The organism is Nakamurella flava (assembly GCF_005298075.1).
Lineage (GTDB): Bacteria > Actinomycetota > Actinomycetes > Mycobacteriales > Nakamurellaceae > Nakamurella > Nakamurella flava.
Genome location: NZ_SZZH01000001.1, coordinates 1,054,290 through 1,073,001, shown reverse-complemented (window position 1 = coordinate 1,073,001; position 18,712 = coordinate 1,054,290). Strand labels below are relative to the sequence as shown.

Here is an 18,712-nt window from a genome sequence, read left to right as displayed (position 1 = left end):
CCAGGTCAAATCCCTGCTGAGAGGAACGCGCCGACGAGGACGGTCGCTCAGCCTCTCCGATCGGCCTAGGCCCGGCGTGCCGATCGGCGGCTGTTGCGGGCGGCCTCCAGCAGGGCGTTCTCGACGACCTCGGGCAACGCCGGGTGGATCCAGTACTGCCCCCGCGCGACCTGATCGGCGGTCTGCCCGAACGACATGGCCTGGATGAGCGGCTGGATGACGGTGGCCGCCTCGGGCCCGATGGCGTGCGCGCCGAGCAGCAGCCCGGTCTCCGGGTCCACCAGCACCTTGACGAAGCCGGTGTGATCCTCACGGGCCCAGCCGGCGGCGGTGTCGCCGTAGTCCCGCCGGCCCACCGCGTAGGTCACGCCGCGGGCGATGGCGTCCTGCTCCGTCAGCCCCACGGAAGCGATCTGCGGGTCGGTGAACACGGCGGCCGGCACGAACCGGTGATCGCTGGCGATCGGCTCGTCCGGATGCAACAGGTTGTGCCGCACCACCTTCGCCTCGTGGTTGGCCACGTGCTTGAGCTGCCAGGGGGAGCAGATGTCGCCGAGCGCCCAGATCCCGTCAACGCTGGTGCGCTGCTGATCATCGACCTGCACCAGCCCGTCGTCGCCCACGGCCACGCCGGTGGCCCGGACGTCCAACAGGTCGGAGTTGGGCTGCCGTCCGGTAGCCAGCAGGACGACATCGGCCGGGATGGTCTCCTCGCCGTACGGCCCCTCGACGCTGACGGCGACCCCGTTGCCGTCCGCAGTGGGGCCGACCCCGCAGAGTTCGGTGTTGCGGCGCAGGTCGTACTTGCCCGCGGCCACCTCGGTGTAGGCGGCGGCCACCTCGTCGTCGTGCGAGCGCAGGAGGCGGTCCCCGCGGACGAGCTGAATGACGGTGCTGCCCAGGGCGGAGAACACGTGGGCGAACTCGGCGGCGATGTAGCCGCCGCCGACCACCACGATGCGGCGGGGGAGCTCGTCGATGCGCATCACCGTGTCGGAGGTGTGGATGCCGTTGCGGCCGATGGAACCCTCGTCCAGACCGGGCACGTCGGGGATGACCGGCCGGCCCCCGGCGGCGATGACGAACCGGTCCGCGGTGATCTCCTGCACGCTGCCGTCCGGCGCGGTGACCGCCAGCCGCTTGTCGTCGACGAACCGGCCGGTGCCGGTGAGCACCGAGACGTTGGGCCAGACCTCGCTCTCCCGCGCGGCCTGAGCGTGGGCGGCGTTGCCGTCGATGCGCCCGAAGATGCGGTCCCGCATCCCCGGCCAGTCCACCTTCTCCAGGGCCAGGGAGACCCCGAGCCGATCGGCGTCCGCGGCGGCGGTGACGACGTCGGACGGGTAGACGTACATCTTGGTCGGGATGCAGCCCACGTTCAGGCAGGTCCCGCCGAAGGGCCCCGACTCGACGATGGCGACGGACCAGTCGGCGAACTGCCGGTTGACGATCGTGTTGCCCGAACCAGTACCGATGATCACCAGGTCGAAGTGCGACATGAGCCCAGGCTAACGGGATACCGACGGGCCCCCGGCGACGACGCCCGACCGGGATTCGCGGCCCGGCCCCGCGGTGTCGCCCCGCCACCAACGGGGTACGGCGTTGCACAATCACGGGCGCCGACGGGCCGCGACCAGGGCTCGCGGGGTGGGGTGCGGAGCACCCGTCGGACGACAGACCGCAGGAAGAAGGCACGGCTTCGATGGAGATCCCGCGGCGGGCGTGGCGCGCGATCGGTGGGAGCGGACCGCCGACGGTGCCGATCGCGATGCGCCCCCTGCGCAGCGAGATGGACGAGACCGCCGTCAACGCGGCCGTCGGCCTGGCGCTGCGGATCGGGGAACTGATGCTGGCCGTCGGGGCCCCGGCGGCCGACGTCATCGCGACGGTGCAGCGGGTCGCGGACGCGCTGCGCCTTTTCGACTGCCACGTCGACGTCACCTACACATCCATCACCGTGAGCTACGACCGGCTGGGCGCGGTCCCGCTGACCGCGGTGCGCGTCGTCCGCGTCAGCCAGGCCGACTACACCCGATTGCAGGGCGTCACCGCGGTCGCCCAGGCCGTCGTCGACGAGCGTCTGGACATCGAGGAGGCGCACCGGCGGCTCGATGCGGTGACCTCGGCCCCGGCGACCTACCGCCGCAGCATCTACGCGCTCGGCTGGGCCGGGGTGGCCGGCTGTTTCGCGTTCCTGCTCGGCGGCGGCTGGTGGGAGGCGCTGCTGGCCGCAGTGACCACCGCGGCGGTCGAGCAGATGCTGCGCATCCTCAACCGTTGGCTGCTGCCGCCGTTCTTCCAGCAGGCCGCCGGGGCGGCCCTGGCCACCGGGGTCGCCGTCCTGCTGGTCGCCCTCGACGTGAACGTCCGCAGTTCGCTGGTCGTCGCGGCCGGGATCGTCGTCCTGCTGGCCGGATTGTCGCTGGTCAGCGCCACCCAGGACGCCATCGACGGGTTCCCGGTCACGGCCGGTGGCCGGGCGTTCGAGGTGGTCACCCTGACCACCGGGATCGTCGTGGGCATCGCCGGCGTCCTGGACCTGGCCCGCCGCTCACAGGTGCCGCTGGAGGTCGTCAGCACCGTCGCCGCCCCGGTCCCGGTGCCGGTGGCGTTGACCGCTTCGGCCGGGATCGCCGGCTTCTGGGCGGTCGTGTCGCACGCCCGGCCGCGGGCCGTCGGGCTGGCCGCGGTCGCCGGAGCGCTGGCCTGGACCGTCTTCTCGCTCACCGGGCTGCTGGGCGCCGGTCCGGTGCTGGCCAGTGGCGCGGCGGCCGTGGTCCTCGGATTCGCCGCCGAGGCCCTGACCCGCCCGCTGCGCCTACCGCCGCAACTGCTCGTCGTCTGCGGGATCATCCCGCTGCTGCCGGGTCTGGCGGTGTACGGCGGCCTGTTCACGGTGGTGGTCAACAACGACATCAACGGCGGACTGACCGCACTCGTCGGCGCGCTGGCGGTCGGTCTGGCCCTGGCCGCCGGCGTCACCCTGGGCGAGTACCTCGGCCGCCCGTTGAACGGCCGGCGGGACCGGTACGACAAGCGGGTCCGCCGGTCGCGTTTCCTGCGCCGTTCCCGCACGGCCGACCAGCGCTGACCGCCGGGGCCGCACCGGTGCTCACCCCTGGGCGAGGGACCACCACCGCAGGGCCAGCAGCTCCGGGTCGACCGGCACCCCGCGTCGGGTGAAGAAGGCGGCGATGGTGCGCGCGTCGCGATCGAGGAACGACCGGCCCTGCGGGTTGGCGACCACGTCGACCAGTTGCGGCAGATCGATCAGCACGGCCCGCGGTCCGTCGCCGGCCGGCTCGACCAGGACGTTGTAGGGCGACAGGTCGCCGTGCGTGTAGCCGGCCTCGGCCAGACGATCGAGGCTGCCCCGCAGGTCGTCCCACAGGGCGGCCATCTCCTCGGGACCGCCGCCGGCGGCGGCCAGTCGCGCCGCCGCCGCCCCGTCCGGGGTGCCGACGAACTGCATCATCACCTCGGACCCGAGCAGCTGCACCGGGTAGGGCACCCGGACGCCGAGCTCCCACGACCGGGTCAGTGCGGCGAACTCGGCCGCCGCCCACTGCCCGGCCAGCAGTTCCCGACCGAACGTGCTGCGCCGCGCCAGGGCCCGGGTCTCCCGGGACCGCCGGACCCGCCGCCCCTGCAGGTAGCCCGAGTCGCGGTGGAACATGCGGTGCTCGGCCGACCGGTAGGTCTTGACCGCCAGGAGGCAGTCGGGTCCGTCCGCGACGCCCCGACGCAGCAGGGCGACGTCGGCCTCCTTGCCGGACTTCAGCCCGCCGAGGGGGACATCCCGGGCCGCCAAAGAGGTGACCAGCCAATCCGGTGCCGGCTCGGGGCCGTGGGTGGCGACGTCGTAGCTGGTCAGCGGGGCCAGCAGGAGCGGATCCGCCGCACCCGCCAGCCGACTGGTCGGTTCCTCGGTGTCGGGGTCGGAGACGCCCTCGGGATCGGGTCGGTCCACATCGAGGTCGAAACGACCGGACCGGCCCTGGACCCGGACAGTGGGGCCGGTCCGGCGTCCCGGCCGGCGACGGGATCGGTCACGTCCGTCGTCGTGGAGGACGTCGTAGCGGTCGTGCGCGGACGACGAGCGCGACGCGTCGGGGGTGTCAGCGCTGTCGGAAAGGTCGAAGAGGTCGTGCGGGGAGATGCGAGGCACAGCGGGGCTCCTGGAGACGATGCCTCCGGGGCCGGGATGTCAGCGACCGGAGGCGGGCTGGGGACGCGGAGCGGTGGACACACCACCGGGCGCGACGACGGCGTTCACTGGTCCTCCTTCGCATCGGTCAGCGGCCCGCGCTGCGTGCGGGCCTCACGGTCGGTTGCCCGGTCAGCATGGCCCGGCCCGCTCGGGTGACGCCACCGGTTTATTCGCAGGCCCGACCGGACCGCTCTGGTTACGGTCATCGGCATGTCGGAGCACCTGTCGCTGCCTACCGGTCTGGACGCGCGTCCCCTGACCCTCGCGGATGCACCGGCGGTGACCGCACTGTTGTCCCGCTGGGAGGACGTCGAACCGAGCGGCCAGGCGTACGACCTGTCGGACATCGAGGAGGAGTTCACCGGGCCCACGGCCGTGCTGGACGGTGGCGGTGTCGCCGTCCTGGCCGACGACCGGCTGGTCGGGTACGGCCTGCTGCACGTGATCGCCCGGGAACCCGAGTGGGTGGCGTTCTGTGACGGCGCCGTCGACCCCGACTGGTGGGGACGGGGGATCGGTCGATGGGTCCTGGACCGCCAGATGGACGTCGCCCACCACCGACGGTCCACCGAGGCGGCCGACCGCCCCGCCGAACTGCGCGCCACCACGGGCGATACCCGTCCCCGGGAGCTGCGCCTGCTCACGGACGCCGGCTTCGTGACCCGGCGCTGGTTCGAACGGATGACCCGTGACCTCACCGTCGCGCTGCCCCCCACCGCGGACGACCCGGCGGGTGTCCGTGTCCGTCCCTGGCGACCCGAGGACGACGAGCCGGTCCGGCAGGTGTCCAACGCGGCCTTCGCCGACCACTTCGGTTCGGTGCCCCGCGACCCGGCAGCGTGGGCGGCCGACGTCAGCGGCGCGCATTCGTTCCGGCCGGGCGCCTCGTTCGTCGCCGAGGAGGACGGTCGGATCGTCGGATTCGCCCTGGCCGCCGAGTACGACGCAGATTCCGCCCGGCGCGGGCGGCGAACCGGTTACGTGTCGCGGGTCGGCACCCTCCGGGCCGCCCGCGGGCGGGGGATCGCCAGCGTGCTCATCGTCCGGGTACTCACCGCGCTGCGCGAGAGTGGTTGCCAGGCCGCCGAACTGGACGTCGACTCCGAGTCCCCGACCGGGGCCGGTCGGCTCTACGGCCGGCTGGGCTTCGTCGCGGCCGACCGGCACCGCATGCTCATCCGCCCGCTGCCCCACTGATCAAACCCGGGCGCACCGGCCTGTTTCGTTCGGTGGCAGGGCCGGATGAGACCCGGCGTCAGCGGGGTACCCCGAACGGTATGACTGCCGCCGCCATCTCCGTCCCCGCCGCCGACCGGTCGGTCGACGAGGTACCTGGTTCCGCGCCGGCGGCCGTCCCCGACGCCGCGCTGCCCGAGGACAACCCCATCGCCGTCGCCCGGGAAGTCTTCGGCTGGAGCGACCTGCGACCCGGTCAGGCCGCGGCCGTCGAGGCCGTCGTCGCCGGGGCGGACACGGTCGTCGTCCTGCCGACCGGGGCCGGCAAGTCGGCGATATACCAGATCGCCGGCCAGCTCCGGTCGGGTCTGACCGTCATCGTCAGCCCGCTCCTGGCCCTGCAGCAGGACCAGGTGGGCAGCCTGACCGAACGCGACCTGCCGGCGGCCGCCCTCAACAGTCGGCTGTCCGCGCGGGCCCGCCGTACCCTGCTCGACCGGCTCGCCGGTCAGGGCGATCCCCTCGAGTACCTCTTCGTCGCGCCCGAGCAGCTGGCCGACGACGAGATCGTCACCCGCCTCGCCGACGCCCGACCCGTCCTATTCGTCGTCGACGAGGCGCACTGCGTGGCGTCCTGGGGCCACGACTTCCGGCCGGACTACCTGCGGCTCGGTGAGGTCGCCGAACGCCTCGGTCGGCCCCCGGTCCTCGCGCTCACCGCCACCGCCTCGCCGCCCGTCCGCCGCGAGATCATCGAGCGGCTGGGCCTGCGCGAACCCGTCATCGAGGTCGGCGGGTTCGACCGTCCCAATCTCCAGCTGTCCGTCGCGCAGCACGTCGAGGCCGACGACCGGGACGACGCCGTCGTCGCCGACGTCCGCGAACTGGACGGACCCGGCATCGTCTACACCGCCACCCGGCGGACCGCCGACGAGCTGGGGGAACGGCTCCGGGACACCGGGCGACGCGTGGCCGTGTACCACGCCGGCAAGTCCGCCAAGGAGCGCGGCGCCGTCGAGAAGGCTTTCCACGCAGGCGATGTCGACGTCCTGGTCGCGACGGTCGCGTTCGGTATGGGCGTCGACAAACCTGACATCCGCTACGTCCTGCACGCCGCCGTCGCCGACTCGCCGGACGCGTACTACCAGGAGATCGGGCGGGCCGGCCGGGACGGTCAGCCCGCCACCGTGCGGTTGCACTATCGTGCCGCCGATCTGGGGCTGCGGCGGTTCTTCGCCGCCGCCGGAGCCGACGAGAAGACCTGGCGGGCCATCCACCGCCGGCTGTCCGCGGACGGCCCGGTCGAGTCGGTGCGCGACCTGGCGAAAGCCGTCGGACAACCGGAACGCCGCATCACCCGGGCGGTCTCCCTGCTGCAGGACGCCGGCATCGTGCGCCGCACCGGACGCCGCATCGCCCTCGTCGGATCGCCGTCGGCCAAGGACGCGGTCGATGCGGCCACCGGACTGATCGAACGACGCGAGGAGATCGACCGGACCCGCATTGAGATGATGCGGGCCTACGCCGAGGCCGGCGACTGCCGCGGCCGCCGACTCCTGGCCTACTTCGGCGACGACCCCGGCGGCCCGTGCGGACACTGCGACAACTGCGCCCGGGACGCCGAGTCGGCCCACGACAGTCCGGCCGCCGACCCGGACAGCCCGTTCCCGCCGGGCAGCCGGGTCGTCCATCCCGAGTTCGGGCCCGGGCAGGTCCTCGACACCGAGGACGGACGACTCACCGTGCTGTTCGACGACCACGGCTACCGCGTCCTCGACCAGTCCGCCGTCCTCGAACACGACCTGCTGACCCTCGCCGCCGACGGGACCACCCACGCCGCATAGGGCCCGGCCGATCCACCGACTGCCGGCAACACGCCGTCGCCCGGGTCGGCGGGCGTGCCGGCGTATTGCCTGCCGTCGATCGGCCGACCGATCCCCATGGCGGCCTCGCAAGCTCAGCCGACCGGAGGGCAGGGCCGCCGAACTCCTTCGTCGCCCGGCAGCGTCCGCCCTCCGCCTGTATCCATGGCGGCCTCGCAAGCGAGTCCGACCGGAGGGCAGAGCCGCCGAACTCCTTCGTCGCCCGGCACCGTCCGCCCTCCACCTGTATCCATGGCGGCCTCGCAAGCTCAGCCGACTAGGCTCACTGCGCGGCCGCGCGGCGTCGTCGGCGGTCCGTTTCGGTGCCGGTCTGAAGGAGTGCTTGTGATCACGCGGATGTCCACCCTGTTCCTGCGGACCCTGCGCGAGGACCCGGCCGACGCCGAAGTTCCGAGCCATCGACTGCTGGTCCGGGCCGGGTACATCCGGCGCGCGGGCCCCGGCATCTACACCTGGCTGCCGCTGGGCTGGCGGGTGCTGCGCAACGTCGAACGCATCATCCGCGAGGAGATGGACGCCATCGGCGCCCAGGAGGTCCACTTCCCGGCGCTGCTGCCCCGTGAGCCCTACGAGGCCACCGGCCGCTGGACCGAGTACGGCGACAACCTGTTCCGGGTCAAGGACCGCAAGCAGGCCGACTACCTGCTCGGACCCACCCACGAGGAGATGTTCACCCTCCTGGTCAAGGACATCGTGCCGTCCTACAAGGGGCTGCCGCTGTCGCTGTACCAGATCCAGACCAAGTACCGGGACGAGGCGCGGCCTCGCGCCGGTCTGCTGCGCGGTCGCGAGTTCGTCATGAAGGACTCGTACTCGTTCGACCTCACCGACGCCGGTCTGCAGGCGTCCTACGACGCCCACCGCGAGGCGTACGTCCGCATCTTCGACCGGCTGGGTCTGAATTACGTCATCGTCGCCGCCACCAGCGGGGCCATGGGTGGTTCGGCGTCCGAGGAGTTCCTGGCCGACGCGGCCGTCGGCGAGGACACCTACGTCCGCTCACCCGGTGGGTACGCCGCGAACGTCGAGGCCGTCACCACCGTGGTGCCCGACCCGATCCCCTTCGACGGACTGCCCGAGGCGCACGTCGAGGACACCCCCGACACGCCGACCATCGACACCCTGGTCGCCCACAGCAACGCCGCCTTCCCCCGGGACGACCGGCCCTGGAACGGGGCCGACACCCTCAAGAACGTGATCGTCCTGCTGCGCCACCCGGACGGCACCCGCGAACCCCTGGCCATCGGTCTGCCCGGCGACCGTGAGGTCGACATCAAGCGGCTCGAGGCGCAGGTGTCACCGGCCGAGGTCGAGGCGTTCGACGAGGCCCAGTTCGCCAAGTACCCGGACGTCGTCAAGGGCTACCTCGGCCCGGGTGTTCTCGGCACGGAGAGCAAGACCGGCATCCGCTACCTGCTCGACCCGCGGGTCGTCCCCGGCACCCGCTGGATCACCGGCGCCAACGAGAAGGGCCGTCACGTCTTCGACCTCGTCGCCGGCCGCGACTTCACCGCCGACGGCGTGGTCGAGGCCGCCGAGGTGCGGGCCGGTGATCCGGCGCCGGACGGGTCCGGACCGCTGTCGTTGGCCCGCGGAATCGAGATGGGTCACATCTTCCAGCTCGGCCGCAAGTACGCCGAGGCCCTGGGCCTGCAGGTGCTCGACGAGAACGGTTCGCTGGCCACGGTGACCATGGGCTCGTACGGCATCGGGGTGTCCCGCGCGGTCGCTGCCGTCGCCGAGAACACCTGCGACGACAAGGGTCTGGCCTGGCCGCGGGAGCTCAGCCCGTACGACGTGCATCTGGTCGTCGCCGGCAAGACCGACGAGATCAAGAACGCCGCGGAGGAGATCGCGACCGCCCTGCAGATCGCCGGGCATTCGGTGTTGCTGGACGACCGCAACGCCTCCGTTGGGGTCAAGTTCGCCGACGCCGAACTCATCGGCGTCCCCACCATCTGCGTGGTCGGGCGGGGTGTGGCCTCGGGGGTGGTCGAGGTCCGCGATCGGGCGACCGGCAGCAAGGTCGAGGTGCCGCTGGTCGAGGTGGCTGAGCAGCTCGGAGCGGCGATCCGCCGTCGCTGACGCGGTGAACGCGCCCCGGCTCACCTGGGTCGGGGCGCGCCCGCTCAGCCCTGCCCGGGGAAGGGCACCGTCACCGGTGAGGCCCCGGCCGCCTTCTTCCACATGGCCATCCGCACGGCGGCGTCCGACAGGCCGGTGAGCGCGAAGCCGCGCAGTTCGGCGTCGTCGGTGGAACCCAGCACCAGCCGCCATCCGGCGGCGGCGTCGGCCTCGATGGCCTGCGCCAGCTGCCGGGCGGACGCGGCGTCGGTCGGGACGACGGGCGTCGAGTACGCCGGCGCCGGCTCGGTGACCGCGGCGCCGCCGGCCACCAGCCGTGCGGCGGTGGCATCGCGGCGCAGCAGATGACCGGACCGGTCCTGCTCGACCATCGCCGCGTCGTCCTTGTCGTAGGCCGCGACCAGGCCGTACGCCCAGACGGCCGCCTGTTCGGCGGACAGCGCGGTCTGCAGCGCGGTGACGGTCTCGGCCGGGAGCGGGGTCGACGACGGCGTGCCGGTGGGGGACTGGACGACGGAACCGTCAGCGGTCGAGGACGGGGCGCCGGTGGCGGTCGGGTCGGGGCTGGTCATGCCAGCACCGCCCGGTGACTGGCCAGACAGGCGGCGATGGTTCCGAACAGCGCCGCGCGGTACCGCGAGGCGGAGCTGATCGCGTCGGTGAACTGCACCTGGGCGGTGGCGGCATCGCCGCGGACACTGGCGATGACGGCCTCCGGGGTGTCGGGAGCGGCCACGGTGGCCGAGGTGGGAGCGGCTGTGGTCGGCGCGGCGGCGGACCCCGAACCGGCCGGGTGGAGCCGGTCGAACTCGGCCTGCAGGGCGTCGAGGTGGGCCTGCCGGTCGGCGCGCAACGGTGTCAGCAGCGCGGCCTGGTCGGGCGCGGCGGCGATGGCGGCATCGAGCCGGAGCAGGTGCAGCCGGGTGGTCGCCAACAGGCTGCTGATCGGATCCGTCAGCTCCGGGGCGGCCGCGGTGGTCGGGACGTCCGACAGGCCGGAGAACAGGCTGCAGCCGGCGAGTCCGGGGACCGCCGCGGCGACCGCGAGCCCACCCAGGCCGGTCAGCAGGGTGCGGCGACGCAGGGGCCGGTCGGCCCGTCGGAGCGGGGGCGGCACCGGCTGGTCGCCGGCCGCGGCCGCGATCCCAGCCGCCGGATCGTTGACGGAAGGCACCGCGCCATTCTGTCAGGCCGCCCCGGTGCCTCCGGTGGTGTGCCCGACCGGCGCCCGGCGCGTGTCGGGCTCACCGGGCTGGTCGGTCGAGCGTGCGAGGCCGCCGTGGGTACAGACGGCGCGGTGGGCGCCGCCGGGTGACGCAGGAGCCGGGCGGGCCCGCCGGGCTGGTCGGTCGAGCGTGCGAGGCCGCCGTGGGTACAGACGGCGCGGTGGGCGCCGCCGGGTGACGCAGGAGCCGGGCGGGCCCACCGGGCTGGTCGGTCGAGCGCGCGAGGCCGCCGTTGGTACAGATGGCGCGGTGGGTGCCGCCGGGTGACGCAGGAGCCGGGCGGGCCCACCGGGCTAGAGTGTTCCGTCGGACCAGTGGTCCACCCAGAACCAGCCGCCGGTGTCCGCGACACCGCAGCGGCACAACTGAACAGGAGGTCGCGGCATGCCCGCAGCGGACGAACGACGGCTTCGCCAGGTGATCGAGCCCCTGGTGACCGGAGCCGGGTTCGACCTGGAGGCCCTCACCGTGCAGACCGCCGGTCGCCGGCGCGTCGTGAAGGTGATCGTCGATTCCGACGAGGGGGTGGATCTGGACCGCGCCGCCGCGCTGAGCCGGGCGATTTCCGCCGAACTCGACACCGACGACGCCGTGCTGGGGGCCGCGGCGTACGTGCTGGAGGTCACCAGCCCGGGGGTGGGCCGTCCGCTCTCCGCGCCCCGGCACTTCCGCCGGTCCCGGCGGCGACTGCTCGTCGTGACCACCGCCGACGGGCGGACCGTCACCGGGCACCTCCTCAGGGTCGTCGAGCCCGGACCGGACGGCGCGCCGGCCGGCATCACCCTGCTGGTCGGGCCGAAGGCCGAGGAACAGCTTCTGGGCTGGGACGACGTCGTCCGGGCCCGCGTCGAGGTCGAGTTCTCGTCGGCGCCCGCGGCCGTCCGCGACCGGTTGGACGCCGAACTCGGCCCCGTCGCCCCCGCCGCCCCGATCGCCCTGGACGACGACGAACCCGACGACGATTCCGACGACGAGCCGGACGACGACGTCGAGGCCGATGAGCTGGATGTCGACGAGCTGGACGACACCGATGACGAGACCGATGAGCACCCCGGGGACGGGACCACCGACGTCCCGGGTGGACAGGACGAGGGAGCACACCGATGAATGTCGACATCGCCGCACTGCGCGCGGTCGAGAAGGAGAAGGGCATCGAGTTCGGTTCGCTGATCGACACTCTCGAGACCGCCCTGCTGTCCGCGTACAAGCACACGGAGGGCCACGCCGGGCGTGCCCGGGTCGAGGTGGATCGCCGGACGGGGCATATCCGGGTACTCGCCCAGGAGATCGGGGACGACGACCAGGTCGTCCGCGAATGGGACGACACCCCGGACGATTTCGGCCGTATCGCGGCCACGACCGCCCGGCAGGTCATCCTGCAGCGGCTGCGCGACGTGGAGAACGAGCGCACCTTCGGTGACTTCGCCGGCCGGGAGCAGGACCTGATCACCGGCACGGTGACCGCCGACGCGCGGGTCAACGCGCGCGGTGTGATCGTCGTCAGCCTGGGCGACGTCGAGGGTGTCATCCCGGCCGCCGAGCAGGCGCCGGGAGAGACGTACCAGCACGGGCAGCGGCTGCGCTGTTACGTGGTCTCGGTCACCCGCGGCATGCGCGGCCCGCAGATCACGCTGTCCCGCACCCACCCGAACCTCGTGCGCAAGCTGTTCGCCCGCGAGGTGCCGGAGATCGCCGACGGGTCCGTGGAGATCACCGCGGTCGCCCGCGAGGCCGGTCACCGCTCCAAGATCGCCGTGCGGCCGATGGTGTCCGGCGTCAACGCGAAGGGCGCCTGCATCGGCCCGATGGGCGCCCGCGTGCGGGCGGTCATGAGCGAGCTGAACGGCGAGAAGATCGACATCATCGACTGGGACGAGGACCCGGCGACGTTCGTGGGGAACGCGCTGTCGCCGGCCCGGGCGCTGTCGGTGACGGTGGTCGACCCGGTCACGAAGGCGGCGCGGGTGATCGTGCCCGATTTCCAGCTGTCCCTGGCCATCGGTAAGGAAGGGCAGAATGCCCGGCTGGCCGCCCGTCTCACCGGGTGGCGCATCGACATCCGCAGCGACACCGCGCCGCCGCCCGCCGACTCCTGATCCACCGCTCGGGCGGCGGGTCCGAGCGGGTACCGCCCGGACTCGCCGCTGCGACGCTCCCATTCGCACCCGAGAGGGGTAGACTGACGTGTCGGCTCGATCATCGGTGTCGGCTGCCCCTCGTAGAACCCCTGGTCCCGGAGATGTCTCCGGGCCCGTGCGGACCTGCGTCGGTTGCCGTCGCCGTGAACCCGCCGAAGTGCTGCTCCGCATCGTCGCCGCGGCCGGGAGTCTCATCCCGGATCCGCGACGCCGCCTCCCCGGTCGGGGGGCGTGGTTGCATCCGGACATCGGATGTCTCGACGCCGCGGAGCGCAGACGGGCTTTCCCGCGGTCCCTCCGGGTCGTAGGAACGCTCGACAGCAGTGGGGTCCGTGACCATCTGCGGGGGCCGGCCGATACGGTCGCCCCGCAGTGATCACCACCCGGGACCGATCCGCAACCCGCGGGTCGGCGCCAGAACCCGACCGATCGAGAGCAGGTCGACACCACATGAGCACGCCGTGAAGCAGCAATGAGCACCGAGCACACCAACTAGAGGGCGTGCGGCCTCTCTCGGCCCGCCGCCCTCACCGACAAGGAGAGCAGTGGCAGGCAAGGCCCGCGTTCACGAGCTGGCGAAAGAGCTCGGCAAGACCTCCAAGGAGGTCATGACGAAGCTCACCGAGATGGGTGAGTTCGTCAAGTCCCCTTCCTCGACCATCGAGGCCCCCGTCGTCCGCAAACTCCGGGATGCGTTCCCGGCCGGTGGTGCGGCCAAGTCGTCCACCACCCCGGCGACCAACGGTTCGAACGGCACCCCCGGTGCTCCGTCCGTCCGTCCCGGCAGCCCCGGCGCCCGGCCTCGTCCGGGTGCTCCGACGCCCGCGAGCCCCGCGCCCGCGGCCGCGTCGCCGGCCCCCGCACCTGCGGCGACCCCCGCCAGTAGCGCCCCGGCTCCGGCCGCCGGCGGTACGGCGCGTCCGTCCACGGGTACCCCCGGTGCTCGTCCTGCCGCGGCCAGCGCCCCGGCGACGTCCGCCCCGAACGCCGGTTCGCCGGCCTTCAGCGCGGCTCCCGGTAGCGCCTCACGTCCGGCCGCGACTCCGGGTCAGCAGGCTCGTCCCGCGGCTGCGGCTCCGGCCCAGCCGGCTCGCCCGGCGGCTGCGGCTCCGGCCCAGCAGTCCCGTCCGGCAGCGACCCCCGGTCAGCAGTCCCGTCCGGCGGCCGCTCCGGGCCAGCAGTCCCGGCCCGCCGCCGCTGCTTCCGGGGCTCAGGCCCCGGCGGCACGGACCGGCAACCCGGCCCCGGCCACCCGCTCCGAGGGGGGAACCCCGGGCATCCCGCGTCCGGCTCGTCCGGCCGGCGGTGTCCCCGGTGCCCCGCGCCCGCCGCGGATGGGCAACAACCCGTTCGGCGTCAACACCCCGCGCACCCAGGCGCCCCGTCCCGGCGGCGTGCCCGGCGCTCCCCGCCCGGCCGCCGGTCGCCCCGGCGGAGCCCCCGGAACCGGTGCTCCCGGTCGTCCGGGCGGCGCTCCCGGTGGGGCTCGTCCCGGTGTCCCCGGCGGCGGTCCCCGGCCCGGAACCCCGGGCGGTCGTCCGGGTATGCCCGGCGGTCGTCCCGGTGCCCCGGGCGGTTACCGCCCGGCCGGCGCCGGTGCCCCCGGTGGCGGCGGTGGCGGTGGCTACCGCGGCGGCCCCGGTGGTGGCGGTGGCGGTGGCGCCCGTCCCGGTGGTGGCGGTCGTGGCCGCGGCGGTGCCGCGGGCGCGTTCGGTCGCCAGGGCGGTCCGGCGCGCAAGGGGCGCAAGTCCAAGAAGCAGCGTCGGCAGGAATTCGACAACATGCAGGCGCCGTCGATCGGCGGCGTGGCCCTGCCCCGTGGTAACGGGTCGGTCGTCCGGCTCGCCCGCGGCTCCTCGCTGTCGGACTTCGCCGACAAGATCGACGCCAACCCGGCGTCGATGGTCCAGGCGCTCTTCCACCTGGGCGAGATGGTCACCGCGACCCAGTCGGTCTCCGACGACATCCTCGAGCTGCTCGGCTCGGAGATGGGCTACGAGGTCCAGATCGTGTCCCCGGAGGACGAGGACCGCGAGCTGCTCGACTCGTTCGACCTCACCTACGGCGAGGACGAGGGCGGCGAGGACGACCTGGTCATCCGGCCGCCGGTCGTCACCGTCATGGGTCACGTCGACCACGGCAAGACCCGCCTGCTCGACGCCATCCGGCACACCAACGTCATGGACAAGGAAGCCGGCGGCATCACCCAGCACATCGGCGCCTACCAGGTGGCGACCACGCTGGGCGACGAAGAGCGGCTGATCACCTTCATCGACACCCCGGGTCACGAGGCGTTCACCGCCATGCGGGCCCGTGGTTCGCAGTCCACCGACATCGTGGTGCTGGTGGTCGCGGCCGACGACGGCGTCATGCCGCAGACGGTCGAGGCGATCAACCACGCCAAGGCGGCCGACGTGCCGATCGTGGTGGCGGTGAACAAGATCGACAAGGAGGGGGCGAACCCCGACAAGATCCGCCAGCAGCTCACCGAGTACGGGCTGGTCGCCGAGGAGTACGGCGGCGACACCATGTTCGTCGAGGTCTCGGCGCGTCAGCGGATCAACATCGAGGGCGTCCTGGAGGCGGTCCTGCTGACCGCCGACGCCGCGCTCGACCTGCGGGCCAACCCGGTCCAGGAGGCCGAGGGTGTCGCCATCGAGGCCCACCTGGACCGTGGTCGCGGCGCCGTCGCGACCGTCCTGGTCCAGCGCGGAACCCTGCGGGTCGGTGACTCGATCGTGGCCGGCAACGCCTACGGTCGCGTCCGGGCCATGCTCGGCGACCACGGCGAGAACGTCACCGAGGCCTACCCGTCGCGTCCGGTCCAGGTCCTCGGGTTCACCTCGGTGCCCGGTGCCGGTGACTCGTTCATGGTCGTCGAGGAGGACCGCGTCGCCCGGCAGATCGCCGAGCGTCGTCAGGCCCGGGCCCGCAAGGCGCAGATCGGCAACCGTCGCCGCATCTCGCTGGAGGACTTCGGCAAGGCGCTGGCCGAGCAGAAGGTGCAGCAGCTCACCCTGATCATCAAGGGTGACAACTCCGGCACCGTCGAGGCCCTCGAGGACTCGCTGCTCAAGCTGGACGTGGGCGAGGAGGTCGACCTGCGGGTGGTGCACCGCGGCGTCGGCGGCATCACCCAGGACGACATCAACCTGGCGGCCACCACCGACGCCATCGTCATCGGCTTCAACGTCAAGCCGGTGCGAGGGGTGCAGGAGCTGGCCGACCGCGAAGGTGTCGACATCCGCTACTACACGGTCATCTACCAGGCCATCGACGAGGTCGAGGCAGCCCTGAAGGGTCTGCTCAAGCCCGAGTTCGAAGAGGTCCGGACCGGTTCGGCGGAGATCCGGGAGATTTTCCGGTCGTCGAAGTTCGGCAACATCGCGGGCGCCATCGTCCGCGACGGCGAGATCCGGCGGAACGCCAAGGCCCGTCTGCTGCGTGGGGGCGTCGTCATCAACGACAACCTCGCCATCGACTCGCTGCGGCGGTTCAAGGACGACGTGGTCGAGGTCCGCGAGGGCTTCGAGTGCGGTATCGGCCTGGGCTCGTGGAACAACATCGAGGTCGAGGACACCATCGAGACCTACGAGGTCCGCGAGAAGCCGCGTAGCTGATCGTTGCCACTGGTCGCCGGCCCGTTCCCTCGGAACGGGCCGGCGTCCGTGGTCCGCACCGGGATGGGCGTTCTCCGCTGGGGAATGCCTGACGCCGGGGTGTCCACCGCTCTTCGTGTCCCGGTCGGGGCCCGGAGTGCGGCTCGCGGGCCGTCCGCCCGCTCCCGTCGACGGGGCGCCCTCCGGGGGCCCGCCCACCCCGTCCGACGGTCCGTCTCCTTCCGTGCGGGCTCTTCGGAATGAACTCCTTCGCTCGACCCGACGCCGACGCGGTCTACGTCGGCATCCTCGAATGTGACGTCCTGCTGGGGGCGGTCGAGTCGCTCAAGCACAAGCGGGCGATCATCCGACCGGTCCTGGCGCGGCTTCGACGACTCGATGTCGCCGCCGCCGAGGCCGGTGACCCGGACCGCCACCGCCGTGCCCTGTTGGCGGTGGCTATGGTCGCGGCGGACGTCGGGCACGTGCACCGCGTCCTGGACACCTGTGAGCGTCAGGTGGCCGGCGAGGTGGAACTGGAACTGCTGTCGACCCGGCGCCGCATCGTCGGCCCGGACGACTGATCACGATCGCCGTGCGGGGCACGGCGAGAACCGCGAGAGGGGAGATCCCGATGGTCGACTCGGCCCGGGCCCGACGACTGGCCAAACGCATCATGACGATCGTGGCCACCGAGCTGCAGCACCAGGTCAAGGATCCGAGGCTGGCCATGGTGACGATCACCGCGGTGACCGTCACCCCCGATCTACGGGACGCCACCGTCTACTACACGGTCTACGGGGACGCCGACGAGGTGGCCGGGACGGCCACCGCGCTGGCCAGCGCGACCGGTGTGCTGCGCTCCGCCGTCGGGGCGCAGACCGGCATCAAGTTCACCCCGACCCTGTCGTTCGCGATCGACACGGTGCCGGACACCGCGCACCACATCGACGAGCTGCTCGCCGCGGCCCGTCGTGCGGATGCCGAGGTGGCCGAACGGGCCGCCGGCGCGACCTACGCCGGCGAGGCGGACCCGTACAAGGCTCCCCGCGTGGCCGAGGCCGATGACGACGAGCAGACCGAACGCGACGGTGTCGATGACGGCGCATCTCCAAGACTCGACGCGGCCGCCGAACGATGACACGATCGCTTCTGGTGCCGACCGCCGGGCCAGACCGGACGGCGGGCACCGTTCTCCGCCCGCCGTGCACCAGCGGGCGGTCCGTCCCAGTCGTCGTGGCCGCCCGGGAGGCGCTGTGAGCGAGGCTCGAGCGGTCACCGACCTCTGGCAGGCGCGTGCCCGCCGCGGGTCGGCCGCGGCGTCTACCCCGCGAGCCGGCGTTCCCGCCGACGTCACCCCGCGGCCGGTCGCATCGGCCGACATCTCAGCGCTCGACCGGGCGTGCGGACTCGTGCTGCGAGCCCGCACGGTCGTGCTCATCGCCCACATCAGCCCGGACGCCGACGCGCTGGGCAGCGCGCTCGCCCTGGGCCTCGGCCTGGAGCGGCGCGGCGTGCACGTGATGGTGACGTTCGCCGATCCCGTCGAGGTGCCCGAGTCGCTGCGATCGCTCCCCGGACAGCACCTCATCGTGCCGCCCGACCAGGTGCCGGCCCGGCCCGATCTCGCCGTCAGCCTGGACGTCAACTCGGCCAGCCGGCTCGGATCGCTGGTCGCCGTGCTGGAGGGGGCCCGGCACAGCCTGGTCGTCGACCACCATCCCTCGAACACCCACTTCGGCGAGAACCACCTCATCGACGCGTCGGCCGAGGCCACCGTCGTGGTGGTGGCCCGCATGCTGCAGCGCATGGGCATCCCCATCGACGGCGACATCGCCGAGAACATCTACGCCGGTCTGGCCACCGACACGGCGAACTTCCGGTTCGCCGGGGCCGATGCGCACCGGTTGGCGGCGCGGCTGATCGACGTGGGGGTCGCGCCGGACGAATTGATGCGGCCGATCAGCGACACCCACCCGTTCGGCTGGCTCGACATGCTCTCGCAGGTCCTCGGGGGCGCCGTGCTCGAACCGGACGTCGCCCAGGGCCACGGCCTGGTGTGGACGGTCATCGACGAGGACACGTCGTCGGGTCTGCGCTCGGAGGAGCTGGACTCCGTCATCGACATCGTCCGCACCACCCAGGAAGCCGGGGTGGCCGCCGTCCTCAAGCAGGTCGACGCGGACACCTGGCAGGTCTCCCTGCGGTCCCGACCCCCGGTCGACGTGGCCGAGGTGGCCACCGCGCTCGGCGGTGGCGGGCATGTCCGCGCTGCCGGTTTTACCCACCGGGGGGCACCCGAGTCGGCGATCGCCGGGCTCCGACGTGAACTCGACGGGCGTGACTGGGCCGCCCGTGTGGCCGCCCTCGGGTCCTCCGACTGAAGCGTGTCCTG

At 72.9% G+C, this 18,712-nt stretch carries 15 protein-coding genes; 11 read left to right on the top strand and 4 right to left on the bottom strand.

The annotated features are described in order from the left end of the window. Positions 1 to 65: 65 nt before the first annotated feature. Entirely contained in the window at positions 66 to 1,499 is a 1,434-nt protein-coding gene (locus FDO65_RS04800) for a mycothione reductase (protein WP_137448280.1), read from the bottom strand. A 203-nt stretch (positions 1,500 to 1,702) separates the two neighbouring features. On the opposite strand from FDO65_RS04800, the gene FDO65_RS04795 reads away from it, so the two are divergent. Next, positions 1,703 to 3,091, top strand: coding sequence for a threonine/serine exporter family protein (locus FDO65_RS04795; protein ID WP_205849784.1), 1,389 nt, complete (start codon positions 1,703 to 1,705; stop codon positions 3,089 to 3,091). Positions 3,092 to 3,112: 21 nt separating this feature from the next. Here FDO65_RS04795 and FDO65_RS04790 read toward each other — a convergent pair whose 3' ends face one another. Beyond that, positions 3,113 to 3,970, bottom strand: coding sequence for an RIO1 family regulatory kinase/ATPase domain-containing protein (locus FDO65_RS04790; RefSeq protein WP_137449459.1), 858 nt, complete (start codon positions 3,968 to 3,970; stop codon positions 3,113 to 3,115). Between the two features lie 450 nt (positions 3,971 to 4,420). On the opposite strand from FDO65_RS04790, the gene FDO65_RS04785 reads away from it, so the two are divergent. From FDO65_RS04785 to FDO65_RS04775, 3 genes are all read left to right on the top strand, one after another. Continuing rightward, on the top strand, positions 4,421 to 5,407 hold the full coding sequence (locus FDO65_RS04785; RefSeq protein ID WP_137448279.1) for a GNAT family N-acetyltransferase: 987 nt from the start codon (positions 4,421 to 4,423) through the stop codon (positions 5,405 to 5,407). Positions 5,408 to 5,487: 80 nt separating this feature from the next. After that, entirely contained in the window at positions 5,488 to 7,230 is a 1,743-nt protein-coding gene (locus FDO65_RS04780) for a RecQ family ATP-dependent DNA helicase (RefSeq protein WP_137448278.1), read from the top strand. A 375-nt stretch (positions 7,231 to 7,605) separates the two neighbouring features. Further along, the gene (locus FDO65_RS04775; protein WP_240757420.1) at positions 7,606 to 9,354 is read left to right on the top strand and encodes a proline--tRNA ligase; all 1,749 of its coding nucleotides are present in this window, start codon (positions 7,606 to 7,608) and stop codon (positions 9,352 to 9,354) included. A gap of 44 nt (positions 9,355 to 9,398) precedes the next feature. Here the strand turns inward: FDO65_RS04775 and FDO65_RS04770 are convergent, their stop codons facing one another. Next, the gene (locus FDO65_RS04770; RefSeq protein WP_137448276.1) at positions 9,399 to 9,926 is read right to left on the bottom strand and encodes a ferritin-like domain-containing protein; all 528 of its coding nucleotides are present in this window, start codon (positions 9,924 to 9,926) and stop codon (positions 9,399 to 9,401) included. Continuing rightward, positions 9,923 to 10,528: a hypothetical protein gene (locus FDO65_RS04765; RefSeq protein WP_137448275.1), complete on the bottom strand. Its 606-nt coding sequence runs from the start codon at positions 10,526 to 10,528 to the stop codon at positions 9,923 to 9,925. The genes FDO65_RS04770 and FDO65_RS04765 overlap by 4 nt, the downstream gene beginning before the upstream one ends. Positions 10,529 to 10,964: 436 nt before the next feature. On the opposite strand from FDO65_RS04765, the gene rimP reads away from it, so the two are divergent. The 7 genes from rimP (at position 10,965) to FDO65_RS04730 (ending at position 18,701) form a co-directional block, all read left to right on the top strand. Beyond that, the gene (rimP, locus tag FDO65_RS04760) at positions 10,965 to 11,687 is read left to right on the top strand and encodes a ribosome maturation factor RimP (protein ID WP_137448274.1); all 723 of its coding nucleotides are present in this window, start codon (positions 10,965 to 10,967) and stop codon (positions 11,685 to 11,687) included. Further along, complete coding sequence (nusA, locus tag FDO65_RS04755) at positions 11,684 to 12,676, top strand: transcription termination factor NusA (RefSeq protein ID WP_137448273.1); 993 nt, start codon at positions 11,684 to 11,686, stop codon at positions 12,674 to 12,676. Before rimP ends, nusA begins: the two co-directional genes overlap by 4 nt. Positions 12,677 to 12,764: 88 nt before the next feature. Then, positions 12,765 to 13,094: a YlxR family protein gene (locus tag FDO65_RS04750; protein WP_338101036.1), complete on the top strand. Its 330-nt coding sequence runs from the start codon at positions 12,765 to 12,767 to the stop codon at positions 13,092 to 13,094. 169 nt (positions 13,095 to 13,263) lie between these two features. After that, positions 13,264 to 16,338 (top strand): translation initiation factor IF-2, encoded by a 3,075-nt coding sequence (gene infB / locus FDO65_RS23045; protein ID WP_137448271.1) that lies wholly within the window; start codon positions 13,264 to 13,266, stop codon positions 16,336 to 16,338. A 239-nt stretch (positions 16,339 to 16,577) separates the two neighbouring features. Then, positions 16,578 to 16,901 (top strand): DUF503 domain-containing protein, encoded by a 324-nt coding sequence (locus tag FDO65_RS04740; protein ID WP_137448270.1) that lies wholly within the window; start codon positions 16,578 to 16,580, stop codon positions 16,899 to 16,901. A 50-nt stretch (positions 16,902 to 16,951) separates the two neighbouring features. Continuing rightward, on the top strand, positions 16,952 to 17,458 hold the full coding sequence (gene rbfA, locus FDO65_RS04735; RefSeq protein ID WP_137448269.1) for a 30S ribosome-binding factor RbfA: 507 nt from the start codon (positions 16,952 to 16,954) through the stop codon (positions 17,456 to 17,458). Positions 17,459 to 17,573: 115 nt separating this feature from the next. Then, entirely contained in the window at positions 17,574 to 18,701 is a 1,128-nt protein-coding gene (locus FDO65_RS04730) for a DHH family phosphoesterase (RefSeq protein ID WP_240757418.1), read from the top strand. Positions 18,702 to 18,712 lie beyond the last annotated feature (11 nt).

Coding starts and splice junctions, on each gene's coding strand:
- rimP (WP_137448274.1), top strand. CDS start 10,965: ATGCCCGCAGCGGACGAACGACGGCTTCGCCAGGTGATCGAGCCCCTG.
- FDO65_RS04800 (WP_137448280.1), bottom strand. CDS start 1,499: ATGTCGCACTTCGACCTGGTGATCATCGGTACTGGTTCGGGCAACACG.
- FDO65_RS04770 (WP_137448276.1), bottom strand. CDS start 9,926: ATGACCAGCCCCGACCCGACCGCCACCGGCGCCCCGTCCTCGACCGCT.
- FDO65_RS04740 (WP_137448270.1), top strand. CDS start 16,578: ATGAACTCCTTCGCTCGACCCGACGCCGACGCGGTCTACGTCGGCATC.
- FDO65_RS04795 (WP_205849784.1), top strand. CDS start 1,703: ATGGAGATCCCGCGGCGGGCGTGGCGCGCGATCGGTGGGAGCGGACCG.
- FDO65_RS04780 (WP_137448278.1), top strand. CDS start 5,488: ATGACTGCCGCCGCCATCTCCGTCCCCGCCGCCGACCGGTCGGTCGAC.
- FDO65_RS04775 (WP_240757420.1), top strand. CDS start 7,606: ATGTCCACCCTGTTCCTGCGGACCCTGCGCGAGGACCCGGCCGACGCC.
- rbfA (WP_137448269.1), top strand. CDS start 16,952: ATGGTCGACTCGGCCCGGGCCCGACGACTGGCCAAACGCATCATGACG.
- FDO65_RS04785 (WP_137448279.1), top strand. CDS start 4,421: ATGTCGGAGCACCTGTCGCTGCCTACCGGTCTGGACGCGCGTCCCCTG.
- nusA (WP_137448273.1), top strand. CDS start 11,684: ATGAATGTCGACATCGCCGCACTGCGCGCGGTCGAGAAGGAGAAGGGC.